Source organism: Halobellus clavatus, from assembly GCF_900107195.1.
Lineage (GTDB): Archaea > Halobacteriota > Halobacteria > Halobacteriales > Haloferacaceae > Haloquadratum > Haloquadratum clavatum.
The window spans coordinates 59,312-78,328 of sequence record NZ_FNPB01000007.1 but is presented as its reverse complement, the minus strand read 5'-3'; the positions used below and the strand labels follow the sequence as shown (position 1 = coordinate 78,328).

The 19,017-nt window shown below is 54.6% G+C and carries 16 protein-coding genes; 7 read left to right on the top strand and 9 right to left on the bottom strand.

Annotation, left to right across the window (positions count from 1 at the left end):
• Positions 1-282 precede the first annotated feature (282 nt).
• Both BLU74_RS11280 and BLU74_RS11275 read right to left on the bottom strand, forming a co-directional pair.
• A complete protein-coding gene (locus BLU74_RS11280) occupies positions 283-546 on the bottom strand; it encodes a hypothetical protein (RefSeq protein ID WP_089767386.1) in 264 nt (87 codons plus the stop codon).
• Positions 547-1,020: 474 nt separating this feature from the next.
• The gene (locus tag BLU74_RS11275) at positions 1,021-1,614 is read right to left on the bottom strand and encodes a hypothetical protein (RefSeq protein ID WP_089767385.1); all 594 of its coding nucleotides are present in this window, start codon (positions 1,612-1,614) and stop codon (positions 1,021-1,023) included.
• Between the two features lie 958 nt (positions 1,615-2,572).
• Between BLU74_RS11275 and BLU74_RS11265 the strand changes: the two genes are divergently transcribed.
• Positions 2,573-2,824 (top strand): hypothetical protein, encoded by a 252-nt coding sequence (locus tag BLU74_RS11265; protein ID WP_089767473.1) that lies wholly within the window; start codon positions 2,573-2,575, stop codon positions 2,822-2,824.
• A 113-nt stretch (positions 2,825-2,937) separates the two neighbouring features.
• On the opposite strand, the gene BLU74_RS11260 is transcribed toward BLU74_RS11265, so the two are convergent.
• Positions 2,938-3,207, bottom strand: coding sequence for a hypothetical protein (locus BLU74_RS11260; RefSeq protein ID WP_245705782.1), 270 nt, complete (start codon positions 3,205-3,207; stop codon positions 2,938-2,940).
• A 379-nt stretch (positions 3,208-3,586) separates the two neighbouring features.
• On the opposite strand from BLU74_RS11260, the gene BLU74_RS11255 reads away from it, so the two are divergent.
• Positions 3,587-4,552: a CPBP family intramembrane glutamic endopeptidase gene (locus BLU74_RS11255; protein WP_139175736.1), complete on the top strand. Its 966-nt coding sequence runs from the start codon at positions 3,587-3,589 to the stop codon at positions 4,550-4,552.
• Between the two features lie 339 nt (positions 4,553-4,891).
• Here the strand turns inward: BLU74_RS11255 and BLU74_RS11250 are convergent, their stop codons facing one another.
• Positions 4,892-5,815: a glycosyltransferase gene (locus BLU74_RS11250; RefSeq protein ID WP_089767381.1), complete on the bottom strand. Its 924-nt coding sequence runs from the start codon at positions 5,813-5,815 to the stop codon at positions 4,892-4,894.
• A 42-nt stretch (positions 5,816-5,857) separates the two neighbouring features.
• On the opposite strand from BLU74_RS11250, the gene BLU74_RS19325 reads away from it, so the two are divergent.
• Entirely contained in the window at positions 5,858-6,097 is a 240-nt protein-coding gene (locus BLU74_RS19325; protein ID WP_245705781.1) for an ArsR/SmtB family transcription factor, read from the top strand.
• A 184-nt stretch (positions 6,098-6,281) separates the two neighbouring features.
• Positions 6,282-6,599 (top strand): DUF7521 family protein, encoded by a 318-nt coding sequence (locus tag BLU74_RS11240; protein ID WP_089767380.1) that lies wholly within the window; start codon positions 6,282-6,284, stop codon positions 6,597-6,599.
• A gap of 44 nt (positions 6,600-6,643) precedes the next feature.
• On the opposite strand, the gene BLU74_RS11235 is transcribed toward BLU74_RS11240, so the two are convergent.
• Positions 6,644-7,552 carry a CPBP family intramembrane glutamic endopeptidase gene (locus tag BLU74_RS11235; protein WP_089767379.1) on the bottom strand — a complete coding sequence of 303 codons (909 nt, stop codon included), beginning with the start codon at positions 7,550-7,552 and terminating at the stop codon, positions 6,644-6,646.
• A 413-nt stretch (positions 7,553-7,965) separates the two neighbouring features.
• Between BLU74_RS11235 and BLU74_RS11230 the strand changes: the two genes are divergently transcribed.
• The gene (locus BLU74_RS11230; RefSeq protein ID WP_089767378.1) at positions 7,966-9,225 is read left to right on the top strand and encodes a DUF6498-containing protein; all 1,260 of its coding nucleotides are present in this window, start codon (positions 7,966-7,968) and stop codon (positions 9,223-9,225) included.
• Between the two features lie 130 nt (positions 9,226-9,355).
• Here the strand turns inward: BLU74_RS11230 and BLU74_RS18945 are convergent, their stop codons facing one another.
• Positions 9,356-9,529 carry a hypothetical protein gene (locus BLU74_RS18945; protein ID WP_175454623.1) on the bottom strand — a complete coding sequence of 58 codons (174 nt, stop codon included), beginning with the start codon at positions 9,527-9,529 and terminating at the stop codon, positions 9,356-9,358.
• A 207-nt stretch (positions 9,530-9,736) separates the two neighbouring features.
• Here BLU74_RS18945 and BLU74_RS11225 point away from each other — a divergent pair, with 207 nt between their 5' ends.
• Positions 9,737-9,943 carry a hypothetical protein gene (locus tag BLU74_RS11225; RefSeq protein WP_089767377.1) on the top strand — a complete coding sequence of 69 codons (207 nt, stop codon included), beginning with the start codon at positions 9,737-9,739 and terminating at the stop codon, positions 9,941-9,943.
• Between the two features lie 152 nt (positions 9,944-10,095).
• Here BLU74_RS11225 and BLU74_RS11220 read toward each other — a convergent pair whose 3' ends face one another.
• Complete coding sequence (locus BLU74_RS11220; protein WP_089767376.1) at positions 10,096-10,653, bottom strand: hypothetical protein; 558 nt, start codon at positions 10,651-10,653, stop codon at positions 10,096-10,098.
• A 240-nt stretch (positions 10,654-10,893) separates the two neighbouring features.
• On the opposite strand from BLU74_RS11220, the gene BLU74_RS11215 reads away from it, so the two are divergent.
• Positions 10,894-12,135, top strand: a complete 1,242-nt coding sequence (locus BLU74_RS11215) for an RNA-guided endonuclease InsQ/TnpB family protein (RefSeq protein ID WP_089767375.1) — start codon at positions 10,894-10,896, stop codon at positions 12,133-12,135.
• Here BLU74_RS11215 and BLU74_RS11210 read toward each other — a convergent pair.
• Together BLU74_RS11210 and BLU74_RS11205 are read right to left on the bottom strand one after the other, a co-directional pair.
• Positions 12,107-14,482, bottom strand: coding sequence for a response regulator (locus tag BLU74_RS11210; protein WP_089767374.1), 2,376 nt, complete (start codon positions 14,480-14,482; stop codon positions 12,107-12,109). The genes BLU74_RS11215 and BLU74_RS11210 overlap by 29 nt on opposite strands.
• A gap of 3 nt (positions 14,483-14,485) precedes the next feature.
• Positions 14,486-18,958, bottom strand: coding sequence for a PAS domain S-box protein (locus tag BLU74_RS11205; protein ID WP_089767373.1), 4,473 nt, complete (start codon positions 18,956-18,958; stop codon positions 14,486-14,488).
• Between the last annotated feature and the right edge of the window lie 59 nt (positions 18,959-19,017).

Below are 19,017 nucleotides of genomic sequence, written 5' to 3'. Positions count from 1 at the left end.
TTGTTGCGTTCGCTGTACCTCCGCGAAACGCCGCCCGAACTCTGGATTCGCCGGCACCAAATACCGCACCGATGACGCGGTTCTCACCCACGACCGCCTGTTCCGACAACCGCTCTGGCGCGTCGAGGCGTGGATTCCTCCTCGCGACCAGTCTGCAATTGGTTTCAAACGCGACTCTTTCTATGATATGCCCATCGCACGTAGCGAGCCAGCAACCTGCTTCGTATGTAGTAGATGTACACCCTCGGCAGATCGGAACACCCCGTGCTGTTTGAAGACCGCTCAGAGTGTGGAAAGAACCGTTCCAAAAACGCTGAGGCAAGCAAGACCGATCATCAATAGGAGCCATCCGACAGAGATATTGAATTCTTCGTGGTCGTCCCGAAGTGACCTGTAGATCGCGCCGGAGACCATTCCACCTCCGCCGACGGTCAAAAGCAGTATAGGGATGCTGTACTCACCAGCAGCGATCGATACTACTGCTGGAACGAACAGACATAGTCCGATGACCGCAATCGCGCTGTTGTACATATACAACCGGTTCATATCGGCCACCACCGCTTTTCACACAAATACCTACGGTGATGGCTGGCACACACAACGCTTCCAGAACGCATAGCAGGTGATACTAAAACCACGGAGTATGTCCGATATCGGCGGTGGGATCTCAGAACAGTATATAAAATCCATTCAGTCAGCTATCGTTTCAATCCCATTTGCAGTCGTGGCGGCACCATTATTGGGAGATGATAGCGCGGCTTGGTATTTTCTTGGCGTTTCCGTTCTCTTCGTCCTGTACTGGTTCTTTTTATTGGTCCGGGTTTGAAACCGATAACACTGCATAAGACTGGCATCATAGACTCTATTGAAATATTCAGTCGCTAATGGTTTTCCGGGTCCGCTGATTATCCGGTTCGAACGTGGCAGTCGTAATATCGGGGCCGGGGGCAGTTTGATTCGGTCAGTACAGGGAACTCACGTATTACCCGGTACACGGGGAAAGGATCGAAGCGGGGTTCGTTAGAGCAAGCCACGGAGCCCAACCATCATTACGATGATCGCCAGCATAAACACAGTCTGGAGCAGGCCCCACTGTTGGGCTTTGCCGAACAAGGCATTGATTCGCTCACCGTCAGGACTGTCTTTGTTGAGTTCAACCGCCATCTTCGTCGTGACGATATGGAGTGGACCGAATCCGACGATCAGCATCAGCACACCGATTCCGAGGGACCCCCATAGCCAAATCGTGGGGTTCGCCCAGTATCCCAATACCGAAGCGAGTCCGATTCCAGAACCGATGACACCGATACTGAGCGGTTCAGCTAAGGTGATCATCTTCGGGACCAGTTGGTGATTAACAGCGCTTGCAGCGTCATCGGGAGCCGCATCAAGAGATGGGCCGAGAACAAACTTAAAAAAGAAATCAAGGCCGAACCAGAATGCTCCGAGCGCCACGTGGGTGTAGAACATCAGTGATGTGATCCCCGATAGATACGCAAGAATCGGGACCCCGATGGTAATGAGAACGGCGGCAATCGTGAATTGCCGATCGGCTAAGTTGACGATAAGCCCGAGTTCTTCTCGGTGTGATGTCGGCGTATTCGTAGTCGCCATAGACCATCCAGTTTGCCCCATCCAGATAATTCCGATGATTAGTTATCATTTCCAGCTGATTCTTCTTTCAAAACAACGTTGTTCGATTCGCACGCAGAGTTTCACGACTGATTCGTTTTTGAACTCGTGAGATAAACACCGTGGCAACTCTTCTATGACACCCTATGAGGCCTCCTCAGTAAACAGTCACAAGCTGAAAATCTACGCGCCTGTGACCACTCAATATTCCCGAGACTCGAACGTCTGATTTGATCAGCAATACACCAGTGATCTCCTGGAAAAACAAATCGGCACAGAACCGGATTACTCACGAGGTCGGACGACAGCAACCATGTGAGATGTATGCTGACTTTCGTGTTCCTTCGCTCGGCCGTAGGCGTCGTGCTTGTGTAATTCCTCCCTGAGGTCACAGTTATCGCATTTCACTTGATACCTCATACGCTAAAATTATCTTGACGATTAATATCTGTGTGGTAAATTACCACACATTACGTACAGACGTGAATGTCCACGGCTAAAATTGCGCGAAAACCCCAGTGAGTATGTATAGCGTCTCTTTGAGCCTTGATCGACTTTTTCACCCTTCTACGTCTATACGAAGACAAGATGACGCAGCAGACACTCTATCCCGTGTCGATAGGCTTACTCGATCTTGGATTCGCCGGACTACTGTTCTTCATCGCTCCAGTGCTGGGCGTATTGATGGGAGCTATCGGCGTCCTGGTCGTGGGGACGTGTCTTGTTCAGCATTTGGGCCTCTCTCATACAGAGTCCACATCAAGGGTAGCAGGTGACGTTTAGACAGGGAATATCCGAAGGGCTGTTCGCTGAATCACGGTGGAATATCCACTGCCAAGGATGGTTCAGTACAGGGAACTCACGTCTCGATCAGTACAAGCAGTACGCTCATCGCGCTACACAAGCCAATTATAAATTGATGGACAACACAGTATCAGATATGGCTGACTCCGATAACCTGTCCGAAGCAGAAATTCGCCATACTGTGAGAGAGGAGGTGTCAAAAGCTGGATGGTCAGTTATCTCAACTGTCTTTTGGACGATACTGGCAGCGTTCGCGGTTCTCGTGGGGCTCCAAGCAATTCAAATAGCACTCTACGCAAGCGGCCTGGGGGCTTTAGCCTATGCTGCGGTCGGTATACTCATCACGGGTGCAAGCGTCTATCTCCTTTACTTGCTTCATTGGGACTAAAATGTATAACAAGAGACACGCAGCCGAACAGTGTATATCTTAACTAGCAGCCCTCGTCTGAGTTGTGTCCAGAACTGTCTGGTCAGTGGAGAGAACCCACTAATCGCCCGGTACTAAGCAATCACAGACCAAATCCCAGCCATAACTGCGATTAGAGTCAGCATTACCGTAGACCACACTATTCGGCCGTCAGGAATTGAATCAGACGAATCGGATGAGAGAACGGCTTCATATACTGCACTGAATACCATCCCAGTTCCGCCAATTGACAGGAGTATTGGAACGAGGGACACTTCCCCGGAAATTACACTGTTCAGACCTCTGAATCCGAGAATACCACCGCAAACAGTCATTGAGCCGTGATAGAGGAGGGCTTTGCTCATACTTACAGACTGATCAGACCAGTACAAATATGTTTTCTCCCTCACAGTCGGTATTCAATCCGCACGCCTACTCTCACAACTGATTCGGCTGTGAAATCGTGAAAGAAACACTGTAACAACTTTTTTATGATAGCTTTTTGGGCATTATCTCGTCACGCTCGTCGGAAATGGGAGAATACGTCTGTAACAGCGAGACAGGGGTAGACCCCTCTATGCTTCGCAGTTGTACGCCAGTTCATCCAAATTAGATGTACTGTATAGACACTCTGTACTCCGCACGGTCTCCGAAAACGTTCAGCAACTGAGGACCTGTCTCCGACACGCCGACAACCTGTTTGCTTGGAGTATCTTTTTTCAGTTATAACGAGTAGGGGGAAATGTGCGATCGACGACCCGAGAGGACGGAGCAGAAACCACAGAGCGACGGACGGTCGTTGAGCAGGTCCTGTATGGGGAAGCGGACCCGCGACTTCGGGCAACTTGGCGGGTTCTATCCTCATTGGCGGTGTTCGTCGGACTCGTTGTACTCGGGGAGACGATTCTCAGTGCCACCGAAGTTCCACCTGTCATTACAGAGCTAAAACTCCCATATCTCGCCGCAGTTGCTGGTGCCGTCGTGGTGGCAGTCAGACTGGGTGATCGGTCCGCGTCGGGCGTTGGGGTCGGTGTCAACGTCGCCTGGTTGCGTGACCTCGCTGCCGGCGTTGGAATGGGAGTGATATTCCAGTGTGCTGTCACTGTGATCTGGGCCGGAACGGGCGGGCTCACAGTCACGGACACGACGGTCAGAGGCGTTTCGACGGGACCTTCGTCACTCGCTCTCGTCGCTAGCGTAAGCCTGTTCGGGGTATTGGTTACTGCAGTATGGGAGGAGTTCGTTTTCCGGAGCTTACTGATCCGAAATGCCGCAGAGGGACTTGCTGCACGGAGCGTCTCACCGACAGGCGCATTGGGGGGTGCAATTGTACTAAGTGCGCTCGCATTCGGACTTCCTCACGCGTTCGGTGTCGCAGCCGAGTACACGAATCCGGCGTTTGGCGCACTACAGGCAGTTATCTCCGTGTCGTACTTTGTGGCAGCATATGCGGCTACGGGAAGCCTTGCGCTCCCGATCGGGATCCACTTCGCGTCGAACGCTTGGGTTATACTGGTCGTCGGAAGGGTTAGCAGTCCGTACCCGAAGCTCTTCGCGGTCGAGCGAACGGTAGCCGGGACTATCGATACACTATTGATTTTGCTTCCAGGGGTTCTCCTCATTGTACTTGTGCTGTGGTACGCACATCTCACCGGACGCACGGGGCTGTCGGTCAACGGCACCTACCGGCGCATCGTCGAGAGTTCTTGACCGCTCTCGGACGTTCATACTGCACGCAAGTCGGGTCTCGTCTATGGCTTGCACCCCTGAATCGAGTCTCCTGCGCCGAACTACTGACAGAGTCTTCCTTCATCTGTCGGAAGTGCATCCAGCGAGACGTGCGACCCACCACCCGTTGGACTCAATAACCGGCATCGTCCCTCTGTATCGATCACTCCGTGATCAATGGAAATCAGTTAGATAGCGGAGGTTCTGCTGTATACAGGGCGCGTATGCTGTACTCTATCGATGAGAAGGCGCCCATCGAACAGCTAGGGAATCAAGTGACGTTGGCTGGCACAACTGTATATCAAACTGACCTAGAGAACACTACTCGGTCAGTATCTCAACGGCATACTTCGAGTGCCAACGGTACCGTCGCCCGCCCCAAACAAATGTGTCCCGGGTGAAAGCATACAGCCCCAGAGGGACAGCGGCTACAAGTGCTGGCACCGTCAGCAGTAGTGACCCCCGTCGAACCCCGAAGCTAGCGCTACCACCGGCTATCAGCAGTGTTAGTCCCACCGCCAGGGGTGGGAAGAGAACACAGCCGATGAGAACCGCAACCAACACACCAAAGGAGAGTTTCGCCGCTACTGGATCATACGTTGCGAAAATCTTATTAAACCGGATGTGTCGTTCGAGTGTTTGCCGAAGACTTCCCCCCATCGGGATCCTCCGTACGCGCCGAACTGCAGTCACATCGGTGTGGTCGCCGAGGAGACCATCGTCGCTGACCGTCTGACGGAGTTTCGAGAGGAATCGTGCCTCGTCAATATCACCTCGATCAAATATGACAGCTCCACCCCAGGCGTGGTCACCTATGTATGTTCCGAGCGTGCCACCAAGAAAATAAATCGGCTCTAATAGGACTGCAAGCGGATCTTGACCGATGAATACCGGTAGCTCCGTTGTCGGGCCGTGTTCGGCGTAATCCTCGCGGAGGTGGTCAAGCCAGTCCGGAGGGTGATGAAAGTCATCGTCGGTCCAGACAAGCCGGTCGTGGCTGGCGGCCTCTATCCCAGCAGCGATAGCATTTGCTTTCCCAGAACACCCGACAGGGTCGCCGGCAGCAATCAACTGGACGTTCTCCGGGAGCGAGTTTCGGCCTGCAACCGGGTCGTCCTCGCTGTCGTGGATGATGAGGAGTTCGTCTTCGGGCCCCAACTGTGCGGCGACCTCATCGCAGGCGTCAGTCCAGGATACTGTCGGGAGGAGTACGCTTGTCGGTGAGCGTGTCTGTCTGTTCGACATCCGTACTCGAAATGTGAGAGCGGATATGGATGGTAGTTTCTTATGACTTCTCTGACTGAAGCCAGACAGAAAGCACAGAACGGCACAACCTATATTGGCGAAACAACAGATGGATCACTCAAATTGTCCGACGTGCGTGATCCCGAAGCGCTCGCAGATTTGCTCGGAGATGAGTGTGCACGCACGATTCTCGTCGAGGCGAAGAAGGAGCCTCGCTCGGCGGCAGAGCTCAGCAATCGCGCCGGGGTTTCGGAACCGACGGTCTACCGGCGACTCGAATGACTCCGCGAGTACGACCTGGTCACTGAGGACATCCAGCCAGTCACCGACGGGAAGAACTACAAGCTCTACCGGACGGAACTCGACGGCATCGAACTCGATCTCAGCGAGGACGGCTTCGAGATTACGGTCTCACGTCGGGGACGGATGGCCGACCGCTTCACACAGTTCGTAGAGGGAACCTGATATGCTCGATGTAACACTCCAGTCGGTCGATCTCGACACGCTCCGAACCGTTCGTCAGCTCAGCGAGGTCATTATTATCCTCTTCGGGCTGGCGATCAGTTATATCGCCTACACGGCATACCGACAGAATCAGAGCCGTCCAATGCTGTACATCGCGGTCGGATTCGTTCTGGTGCTGTTCGTACCGGGCGCTGTAGCGGTTGTCCTGTTTCTGTTGCTGGACGTGCCCGGCCCCATCGTCAACGGTGTCAACCAGTTCTTCGAACTCGCTGGTCTGGGACTGATTCTCTACGGCTTGTGGACCCCGCGGCGAGACTGATCCCACCCGTCGAACCTCGAACGCGACGCGGTTCGGTCGCTCCGTCAGTCAGACGGTTCGGTCGCACGTCGGCCGTTTGAGGCGTTACCGGGCGCGGGTCCGTCGGCCGACCGTGTTGCTGTCCAGCGCGGCCGGACGGCTTCCCTGTGTGAGAGTGTTTCGGGACCGTAGCGGATGACGAACAGGATAGCGAGGATCCCGAATACACCGACCAGAATCGCAGCGTAGGGGACCGGCACCGCTGCCGCCCCGCCGACGGCCCGTCCGGGGACGTTCACCGCGGCGTTAATCGTTCCGTGAAGCAGCACGGCACCGAGAACACTCCCGTCGGACGCGTTGTAGTACCACGTGAGAATGACCGCGAAACTGACCACGCTGACGGCGTATAGAAGCGGTGAGAGCTGGTACACGCCGTAGACAAACATCGGGACGTGCCAGAGTGCCCAGACGCCACCGACGAGAACACTCGCGGTGAGCGCACTGAACCGCCGCTGGAGGTGTGGGAGCGCGAACCCCCGCCACCCGAACTCCTCGTTCCCGCCGGTAAACAGCGTCGCCAGCACTAGATTAAATAGCAACCACGGGGCAAGCTGCCCGAGGGAACCGCTGTCGGGAAGCCCCACGAGTGAGAACACGACGACAGCGACTCCGAGGGCACCGACCACCGGGACCGCGATTGCGACTCCGTACCAGCGGAGTGGTCGTCGCCACTCGAAAGTCGTCACGAGCCAAGCCCGGACTGATTCACCACGGAGGCGCGTCACGACCGCTCCCGCGGCGCCGGGGCCGAAGGCTCCGAGTGCTATCCCGAGGATCCCCAGCCCCGACCGCGGGGTAGTTATCGAAAACGTGCTCATCCACACCGTCCAGGAGAGTCCGATCGCTAGTGCGGAGAACATCACGACCGGATGTTCGTTGCTGAGTCGTGCGAGCAGCGAGCGGTTCGATTGCATCACACCCGGGTAAACGGGTGGGATCCCCATCAGGGTCGTCGCCCAGCTTCATTCGCTGAAGTCACCGTCCCTTCTTATGATGCCTATCCATTGAACGTTGCCGAATCGAGACATCTGCTCACAGGAACGATTTGACAGTACAGAACCTCAACGAACGTACCAGCCAAATGCCGAGACTACGACGAACGGGATGGTGGGCCTCGTGTCTGCGGAAACCATTATTCGTGAATCCCCTGAAATGAGTATGGTTGTTGCTAGCCCGGGTCGTTGTACTCGGCGCCCCCGGGCAAGAAGGCCTCACCGCGTCCGTCGTGCTCTCCCCGAAGATGCCTTCCGCCGCCTCCGACTCGCTGGCATCCGTCGACGGCGTCGCATTCGGGTGCGTTTACAACCGTCCAGTGTGAAACCGCGGTATGGTCCCCGGGCTGGTCGGCGAATCTCCGGAGTGGTTACCCCGTTTTGAGGTGTTCGGTGTCCTCGCGGCGAACGCGGTTCCTCTTGTCGGCGTGGGTGCATTAGGCTGGCAGCCCACGACCCTGATTCTCCTGTACTGGGTGGAGTTTTCGGTGGTGTTGCTAGCAGCAGTGGCTCGAGCCACGTTCGCCGGACGACCGTCCGAACTCGACGACGATCCGCTGGTTCTCGGTGCGTTGGCCCGCCGGTCGCTACACGTGACCGTGCCCCGAACCGATATCGGGATTCGGATTTCCAGCGTCCCCGTACTCCTGATCGCCACCCCACTTCTGGCGCTCCTGTGGTTCGCGGTCAGCGGAGTGACCGTCGGCGTGGTCGGTGTCGCCGAGCCCGAACAGCCGGAGTGGCTCCTCGGATTAGCTGTCCTCACGATCGTCGTCGCTGAGGCGGGGCGGACCGGGTTCGAGTATTTTTATCAACGGGCATACCGCGAGCACAGCGCCCAGACCGCACTTCAGGGCGTTCTGTTCCGTGGTGGGGCACTATTCCTCGTCGGGATCTGTGTGGTTGTCGTCGCCGCCCCCGCTGACGCAAGCGCGTCAAGTACGATTCGCAATCCCGGCACGGTCGGGGTTCCGCTGCTCCTCGGGATCGTCGGACTGAAGACCGCGCTCGATCTCGTAGATCAGTACGCCGACCGGCTCGAAGCGTACGACGAGGCGACCAACGTCTCGCTCGGCGTCGCGTACGACCCCCCGACCGATCGAGAGGTGGACGACAACGTCTCGGAGGACGCAGCGTGCGTCCGTCCGACGTTGCTCGGGCGGCTGTTCGGCGGGATCACCGGCCTCGTTCGGCACCCGAATGCGGCGGTCGTGGGCGTGTTCATCGGGCTGATCGCACTGCTGTTTGCCACCGGCCGGGTGTGGTCCGTCGCTGTCCCACTCGCCGCCGCTGCCGTGATGGTTCCCTTCGGGTTGAGTTCCGCCGATCACTGGCTCCGGTACGCCGGCGTCGAGTACCGCGTCGACGGCGACGCGATCGTCGCATACGACCGCCTGTTCCGACAACCGCTCTGGCGCGTCGAGCCGTGGGACGAACGGAGCCTGCGCGTCGAGCACGACTGGCTCGACGGCCGACTCGGGACCGAAACCGTCGTCGTGGAGCTGGACGACGACACCCTCCGACTCCCGCATTTGGAGGATCCCGAGACCGTGCTTGCGATGTTCGATCGTCGGCCCGACCGGCCGGCGGGGTGAACGCTTAGCATCGTCGCCGAACGCCCCTACAGCCAGCGGGCCGTGTTCGTATCCTCATTCGGTTCGGGGAGTGAAACGCGCCGTCAGAGGTTCTACTGTGGTGGATATCCCTCGGTGTCAGGAGGTTGGGCTACGCCGCGCGTTTCAGTATCTGTGGGACTACAACGACCTCAATAGCGGCGAGAGCGAGTGCGAACAGACGCGCTACCCCAGTAAATACGGTAAACCCGACCACCGCGACGATCACAGCGTTGATGAGCGGGATTCCGTAGTGAAACACGGGTCGTTCGAGTATGGAGGGCATCGTACTATGCTACGATCTACCGGATATAACGGTTTATATCGAGTCTGACGGGGCGTTTGATTCTGAAGACGGCCTCATCAGGTCTCCGTGACGACGGTTCGACCGCTATACCGTCGTTTGGCCTCCTTACAAAACCGTAGCGACTCCGAATAGCCAAGACAACAACTTTTATTGGACGAAATGGGTGATTAACATATCGATATCGGTATGATCGATGATATTTTTGCGTTTGTTTTTGACATCGTGCTCGAGTTTGTCCCCACGGTCGTCTGGAAACTTCTGTTGTTTGTGATCGGGATCGTGATGACGGCGGTCGGTGTGACTCTGCTTGATAACTCACCACAGACAGGGAGCGCACTGATTGTCGTCGGGGTGGTCTTGCTGGTCGGTTTACTCGTTTCGTTGGTGCGGTAGTGGCTCAGCACCGGGACAGATAGCAGGCGTTTCCATCGACTGATTCGGAATATTCGTAGCTGAACCGCACTCACTCGGGGTGGGAGGGAACGGTTCGCCCCTATACTGACGACGCCCTCCAGATCCCGCACAGCAGTTGTCACAGATTCCGGTCAACTCAACCAGTAACGTGCCATCCCAGCGAGGCGAGACCACACACTGGACCACAGTGAGACCAACGCCGGGGCGCCGGGGAGGTTGTCGTCGCGGACAGTCAGATACCGGATCGTAACGACTCCAGTACATAGGAGTGCCGCGAACTCAACCGACCCGAACACTAGTTCCTCGAACGTCTCACCCCCGTACGCCTGTATGATCGGGACGACGAAGTATACGATCTGGGCACCACCAGCTAACAGCACCAATCTTGACGGCCTCCAAGCCGCGTCGCTCGCTCGCACGCATCGTCGGTCCAGCGCTAGTCCCGCAACGTAAATCGGTGTATAGAGATGGGCCATCCCGAGGAAAACGAGAGTCAGCCCTCCGGGAACCAACGGAATGAATTTCGGGAGGCCGAACGCTGTCGTTGCGGTGCCGGCGAGGCCAAACAGGAGCGCGCCGGCCAGTACTCCGACTGTTATGACGGGGTGGACGGCAAGCACGGTGGCCCACCGCCACGATGCGTTCACCCCGTCGTTGGTCGATATGTGTGGTCCCTCAGCTCCCGGCATAATTCATCCGACGCACAAGTCTATTGCTTTGACCGATTTTTATATAAACACCATAGTAAAAATATCGGAAGGCACAATCCGGATTTCATCAGTGCAGAATGAACTCAATCGGGCACAATCAGGTCTCGAAGCGGTTTATCGGCTGTCAAGGCGAATACCCCGGGGCTTGACCCCGGGGATGAAGTCGACAACCCGTAACACAAACGATTAAATGAACACATTGTTAATCAACAGACTGCGATGGAATACAGTCACCGCTACCACGCCTACCCGACACAAGAGGTAGCGGAGCGACTGGAACACCATCTGAATGTTCATCGCCAACTCTACAACCACGTCCGCTGGGAGTACGAGAACAGCTCAGAGGACGACAAACCATCCGAGTACGACCAGAACAACAAACTCCCCGAGTGGAAGCGCAAATGGCCGGTGTTCGGTGAACTACACTCAAAAGCCGCACAAGCCACCGTCGCACGCTTCTACCGCAACCTCTCTAACCTTCGCAAAAAGAAAGAGAAAGGATACAACGTTGGTCGGCTCAAGCGACAATCACCTCCCGAGTATCGGAGCGTGACGTACAACCAGTCTGGTTTCGACCTCGATGAAAAGAGGGATCGCGACAGGTTTGCATACGTCCGCTTCAGCAAGATTGGGTTGGTGAAAATCCGTTATCACCGCCAGATTCCCGACCACGCCACAATCAAAGAAGTCACGTTCAAGAAAGAGACAACAGGCGAGTGGTTCGTCTCCTTCGGCCTCGAAACGGACGACGCCACCCTCCCCGAGAAGTCCGACGTAGACTCGCTTGACGCGAGCAACAGCGTCGGGATCGACCTCGGCATCCAGAACTACATCCACACGTCTGACGGGAAGACTGTGGACTGGCTCGACCTCGAAGACGAATACGAGCGTCTCCGCCGCGAGCAACGGAAGTTGTCGCGGAAAGAGAAGGGGTCAAACAACTACGAGAAGCAACGCCGGGAAGTGGCGAAGGTAAAGCGTCACATTCGGCGGAAGGTGCTGGACTACCAGCACAAGATCACGACGTGGCTTGTCCGCGAGTACGACGCCGTGTTCGTTGAGGACTTGAACGTGAAGGGAATGCTCGAACAATCGCACAACGCTCGGAACAAGCAGGATGCGGCATGGCGACAGTTCATCACGCTGCTCGAATACAAAGCCGACCTGTATGGCTGTCACGTTGTGCAGGTCGAAGCGGCAGGAACGACGAAAGAGTGCGCTCGGTGTGGCGTGGAGACAGCGAAACCCATCTGGGTCAGAGAACACTCTTGCCCGGCGTGCGGATTTGAGACGGACAGAGATGCGAACGCAGCGATGAACGTGTTGCAGAGAGGCTTTGCTGAGTTAGGGCTGGGATGGCCCGAATCTACGCCTGTGGAGACTGCGCTCCCTACGGATACCGATGATTTTCGAGAGGTGTCTGCAAAGCGCGTCATCGAAGCAGGAAGCCTCGGGGCTTGACCCCGAGGCAATTCACCGCAACTCCTTGATCGGTCAGTTTCTCGCAAAAGCTGCTGTTCCGCACCGGGACTTTACAGTAGATACCATTTCGAGAGTCGCTCAAAATGACCGTCTCTGGATCGAAACCAGCAGCTTCGAACGCCTCGGGGGTCACGTTTTCACCGGTCACTCGCGCGAACAGGAGGTGATCTGGACTCTCAGTCACTACATTCAACACTTCGAGATCCGTCTCCATATCCGAAACAAGAGTTGCAAGGCCAGTATCGTCCTCGAACTGAATTTCGAGAATTGTGCCCCCACCAGATAGAAGCGCCGCCTTTTGCCGGAGTGCTGATATCCCGTGACCTATTATTTGACCGAGCTCTGTGAGGGCTGTCACCTCTTCTTCAGCGAAGGCGTTTGGTAGTTTGGAGTGGACTTCTAATACGCCAAGGATCGAAGCCTCGCTCTGTAGTGGTACAGCCACAATCGAGTTGGTGCCATTTTTCAGTGCGTCTTGTTCCCACTCCGTTTCGGAGCGAGCGGTCATTAAGTCGCTCTCCACGACCGAACGTTCAATCCTGTATGCCCGTTCAGTAGGTGGCAATGTAGAGTTACTCCGCTGGGTATTGTCATCTGCTGGAGTGTCGTTCGCCCCCACTTTTTGATATTGGAGCGAATCCGTTTTGGCTCTGACCTCGATCGTATTCGTATTAATATCTTTTTTACCGATCCACGCCCCGCTAATCAGATCCAGATGAGCTAAAGCATTACAGACCTCTTGCTCCAGTTCTTCTCGTGTATTTGCACTGATAACCGTGGCACTTATCGACCGTATCAGTGTATTGATTCGATCCAGTCGTGTCAGCCGTTCGTTTTGCTCGTTTAACCGCTGGTCGCGTTGCCGAAGGGCCGCCTCTTGTGCTGTTCGTTCGAATGCGCTTGCTGCGTTCGCTGCTAACGTCTTTGCCAATTTGTTCTTTCTTGAGGAGATCTCTGGCGTCGTGGTCATCCCCACCAACAGAACCCCCTCTGATTCTAGTGAGTAGAGTCGCCACGACGAGAACTCCTCTGCCAACCACTGGCTCGACCGAGTATCTACTACGTCTTCGTCGTCAGGAGCCAACTGTTCCGTTCGAGTCACATAGGTCGTCCAGACTGGTGTGTCTCCTTCAGAGATAGTGGGAAGGTCAATTTCAGTAACATCTTCCGTGGATGCGTGTGCTAGTGGGACCAAGCGTCCCGTGTTCTCTTCTCGTGTATATATCGCGGCAAACTCGAATCCGAGTTCCCCGACTGCGGCAGTTGTCACGGTCTCGCCGATGCTACGTTCCGAGTCCGCTGTCATTAGATCGCGGGAAACCGCATGCAGATCCTCAAGCTGTTGTTCATACGCGTACCTCTCTGTAATATTGTGGTAGTGTTCAATCCGCCCGCCTGCATAAAGACCAGTTTGAATCGGTCCGCTCCAGTACTCCAACCACTGCTGCTCTTTCGAAGCCGTCTCAGGGATACGGACGATGGCTTCGACTTCGGAATTCATGTTCTCTAGAGAATGAGTTACGAGGTCAGACAGTGTTTGCTCACCTGAGGGATATTCCTGGTACGATTCAGAAGCAATTCGACTGTAGTCAGACCCTTGGATATCGTCTCTATCAACTCCAAGTAATTCTTCGGTAGTTTCGTTTGCCCACACCACTTGTCCATCACGGTCAATTACAACGATCCCTTCCTCTGATGTGTCCAGGACGTCTTCAGTGAGGGACTGGTACTGCTGTTGTTCCCTGCGCTCTGCTGCTGTTCGTTGCAGGCGCTCAATAGCCACTCGAAAATCCCTGTCTGGCAGGTTCTGGAGGTACCGTTCGACTTTATCCTCGAGGTCTGTGATTTGGTCCGTGAGTGCCTGGTATTTCGGGCTCGTTTCGAGGGTATCTGCGTCCATGACGGCTTCCAAGGTCGATTGGCGTTCTATCAGCGAGAACAGCTCTTGCAGATCCTCGTTGTACTCGGCACGAGTGAGCATCTGGGAGATAACGTCTTCGAGGTCGTCAGCTTCAACGGGCTTTTCGAGATACGCATCGAATCCCATTTTGACGATATCGAAGTCCGGTGTCACCGCAGAGACGATAACCACCTGGCAGTTCGACTCATATTGTCTGAGTCGCGTAAGAACCTCTCCGCCGGATAACCCAGGCATCATCCGATCCAGAAGGACGATATCGACAGTCGCATCAAACGCTTCTAAGGCTTCTTCGCCAGAGTACGCGGTTTCGACAACATAGCGGTCTGCGAGCCACTCTGCATACAGCTCAGCCAAACTCTGGTCATCCTCGACGACCAGGATTTTTGTGTTTCCGTTTTGGGTCATAGTTTACGACACGATGCCCGGTTTTTCTGAGTCCTCTCGAGCCGGTTGGGTGGGGACTTCCAGTCTGATCTCACTCCCATCGCCCGAGGTGTCGACTGAAATCGATCCCCCAGCACGAGTCACCAGTGCCCGCACCATCCACAATCCGAGCCCCTGCCCGTGACTTAGCGGTGTTTCTTCGCCAGTTTCGAGGAGATTTTTCTCCATGTCTGGGAGTCCAGGCCCAGTATCGGAGACACAAATCTCTACCCACCGTTCATCGGCTTGCGAGACACTGATCTGTACGGATGGATGCTCAGTATCGTTCGCTGTGATGGCGTTCTCAACGAGCTCAGAAATCGCCTTCTCAAGGTCACTCGGTATTTGTGATTCTATATCGTGGTCGGCTGTGATAGTGATATTCGCATTAGCATGCTCGTCTTCTTTTTTGGCTTGAATATCCTGAGCTATTTGCTGAGCACTCTGGTAGGAAGCGAGAGCGCTCTCGCTCGTGAGTATATTCTGGAGCTCTTGGGTCTTGTTTGCCATTCCTTCCCACTTGTCGAGAATGTCTCGGATCGTCGCAGCGCGCTGTTCACGAGTGTCTGTCTCTGTGTCCGACGCAAGCAGATCGACATACCCTCTCACTTTCGTCAGATCATTTCGGATATTGTGCCGCATAATCCGGTGTAAGACCTGGACGTGTTGCCGACGCTGCTCCTGAGCTGTAATATCTCGTGCCTCGAATACCAGGAAGCTAAGCTCCCCGTGCTGGCTTGAGATCGGCTTGATCGAGAAGTCGAAGCTGGCGAGTCCATCAACGCCTTCTGCTTCCACGTCGAACCGAACGAATGAACCCGAAGATGCTTGAGTAACTGCCTGTCTAATTTGAGTTTGCACTTCAGACGAATGCGCGAACAGAGGGCATTCCCAGAGCGGTGTGCCTCTGCTCTCCTCCACACGTATGCCGCCGAACTCCATGAAGGGGTCGTTTAGCTCAAGGATTTCACCACTCTGGGTCATCAGACCCGTCAATTGGAACGTTTGATTGAATACGGATTCGAATTTTTTCGTTTGTTCTCTTATATTACTGATGTCACGTATATATAACAGAAACCCACCAATTGCTTCATCGTCAAAGAGATTCCGTCCACGTGCCTCTACGGTAATCCACTCGTCATCCGCATCCATTGCTTGGAACTCTAGCTGAACGCTTGAATCGGAATCCTCCACGGCGGCGAAAAACGCTTCCATTACACGTTCCCGATCCTCTGGATGGATATAATCAAAGACACTCTCTTGATTTAGCTGAGTTGGATCATATCCAAGAACCTGTTCAGCAGAGCCACTAAGATAGGTGAAACACCCGTCGCGATCTAAGATAGACACGACGTCGACTGATTCCTCAACGAACCGCTCTGTTCTACGCCGCTGTTGACGCTGGTTAGTAAGATCTCTGATGACCATCCCGTATCCCAGGAACACTCCATCTTCAGTTTGAAGGGGAACGTATGAGACTTCTGCAGGGAACGACGATCCATCCTGACGGACTCGCTGTCCTTCGTGAGTACTTTCTCCTGCGAGTGATGCCTGTTTTAATAACCGATCAGCAATCCCACGTTTTTGATCCTGTTCAGGGTGTAACTCTGCTGCTGGCATACCAATTGCAGTTTCTTCGTCATATCCAAAGATGTCGGCTGCTCCATCGTTCCAGCTGTCGATCTGTCCATCGTCATCGAGAAGTACAAAGGCGTATTCTTCGAGACTTTCCGAGAGGATCTCGAATCGCTTCCGCTCCTGTTGAATCTGCCGAATCCGTCGTTTTTGATCCGTTATGTCCGTGGCAATCGCGACAAGTCTCTCTCCAGTTTCGTCATCGGGTATCAGAACAGCATCTGTGTGTATCCATCGCGTTTGTTCGTTGGCATCAATAACTCTGAAATCCGCAGACAAGTCGTTGATATCGCCGACTCGTTCTAGTGAATCACGAACACGGTCCCGATCTTCCGGCGCGACGATCTGTACGAACTCTTCATAGTTGTCCGGATCATGGCCAAGTAAATCGACAAGCGTGTCGTCGAATGATATCTGATCCGTCTCAAGACTCCACTCTGCAATACCAGTGTCCGTTCCAGAAAGAACCAATTCGAGTTTCCGGTTTTGTTCTGCCAGGCTCCGAGTCCGTTGCCTCCGACCTGTTACGTCCTGCTGTATGCCAATAAACTTCGAAAGCGTCCCATCTGCATCAGTGACTGGCGTGACAGACAATCGATTCCAGTATTCACTCCCGTCTTTTCGGTAGTTTTTCAATTCTACCGTTACCGGTTCACCGGCCGCAATCGCCTCTCGAAGCTTCGATATTTCGTCTGGGTCTGTCTCGGGTCCCTGGAGGAAACGTGGATTACGACCTAAGGCGTCGTCCTCCTGGTAGCCAGTAATGTCGGTGAATCCTTTATTTACGTACTCGATCGGGTTGTCTTCTCGCTGTGGGTCGGTGATCATGACCCCAACATTCGAGGAGTCAATCGCTTGCTCCTTGAGTTCGAGTTCGCGCTTCCGTTCTCGTTGTGCAGTCTGATCGCGCACAGTACAAACGAGGGGGCCCTCATCGATGATGGTCAGAGAGAGATCAGCCGGGAATGTGGTCCCGTCCGGTCGGGATCCGGTTACCTTACCCCGCCAGTGGCCCTCCGACTCAAGAACAGGGAAGGCTTCCGACTCAAGACGCTCTACCTCATCTTCGTCATAGAGCATCCGCCAAGAGTCCCCGAGGAGTTGGTCAGTACCATCGAATCCATACATATCCACGTGTGTGTCGTCGATGTAGGTGTATTCTCCATCCTCAAGAATAGCGAAGCCGTCTTTCGCATCCTCGACAGCCTGCTGGAACGTCTCTAACTCGCGACGTCGTCGCTCACGGGGAGTAATATCACGGCTAGAAATGACGAGCGATTCGACTCCAGATTCCCCTGTAACCGGACGGATTGTGCCCGTCATGAACCGACTGTCACCGTCCTGATCCGGATGTTCAGCCTGGAAACTAACATACTCGCCAGCAGCCGCTCGTTCGATCCAGTTTTTTAGATCTTCTTGTAGGTCCGAGGAATGCGACCACCAGTCTCCTTCCCAGAACGGTTCCCCCAAGATATCGGATTTGTCGTTCGAAACGTAGTTTAGCGCTGTTTCATTGACCTCAATCGTCTCACCATCAGTTTCTAATAACGCCACCAGCATTTCGGGGTCTTCGAACACCGACTCGAAACGCCGCTCATTCTCCCGAAGTTCCGCTTGACGCCGATATTTTTCAGACACGTCACGGACAACACAGACGATTCGATCGTCTTCCAAGCGTGTCAGCGATAGTTCGGTCGGGAATTCTCTCTTGCCTTCTGGAGATGCAGTTACAGTGCCTCTCCACTCTCCATCAGATCGGAGCGCTGAAAGCGCCTCATCCTCTATGCGCTCGATTTCAACGGCATCAGTATACAAATCACGCCAAGTCTGCCCCAGTAACTCATCTTGGTCCTCGAACCCGTACATTTCGGCATGCGTTTGATCAACGTACGTGTACTCCTCGTTCTCCAAAATAGCAATCCCATCACTCGCGTTCTCGATGGCCGACTTAAACGACTCTAGGCGACGCTGGCGTTCCCGCTGTTCCGTCACATCTCTCGCCACGGTATGCATATAGGCCGCCCCATCGCGCTTGATCCGACGGTTCGAGAACTCGACATCGATTTTACTGTCGTCGCTCCGAAGCAGTTTTGCGTCAGTGGTTGCTGGTTCGCCGGCTAAAATTTGGTCGTGGTAATCCTGATAGGCATGTAAGTCGACCTCTTCGTGAAGATCGGGAATACGCATCGAGAGGAGTTCCTCTCGCTCATAGCCAGTTAACTGGCAAGCAGCCTGATTCACTTGGACGAAATTCGCATCTGAATCACTAATGAAAATGGCATCGTTGGAGCCTTCAAACAACGTGTGTGTCCAATCACGCTCAGCCTGTAACTCCTCGAGGTGTCGGATTTGTGAAATTGCAGGTTCGAGATTCGAGGCGACGATTTTCGCCAGTTCTGCGTCTTTCTGAGTAAAGGCATTGAGTTCAGTAGCTCCGACACTCAAGACGCCGAAATCTGAAATTGGCACAATAATTTCGCTCCGAATCGGGGTGTCTGAATTATACGTGCCATCGGCCTCGTGGACATCGTCGAACACTTCCGGACGGTTCTGTCTGTACACACGTCCGGCGAGAGAGTCAGGTGGAAGGATAGGTGCATCGCCGATCACCTCTTGTGCCTCAGTTGATTCGGCGATTGGGCAGAGTTCGTTTTCCTGCTCATCGTACTCCCAGATCGCCGAAAGAGGCGCATCAAAATTGAGATCCAACATTCGGACAGCAACGACAGAGATGTCCTCGATAGAACCAGCTTGATTCAGTTCCGAAGACAATTCGAGAAGTCCCGCGGGGGTATGTTCCGTGTACGCGTCTCCATCGCTCATACATCCGATGTTGTTGTTCCGCTCTATTATGTTTTCGCTTAGAGAACCATTTCATATCG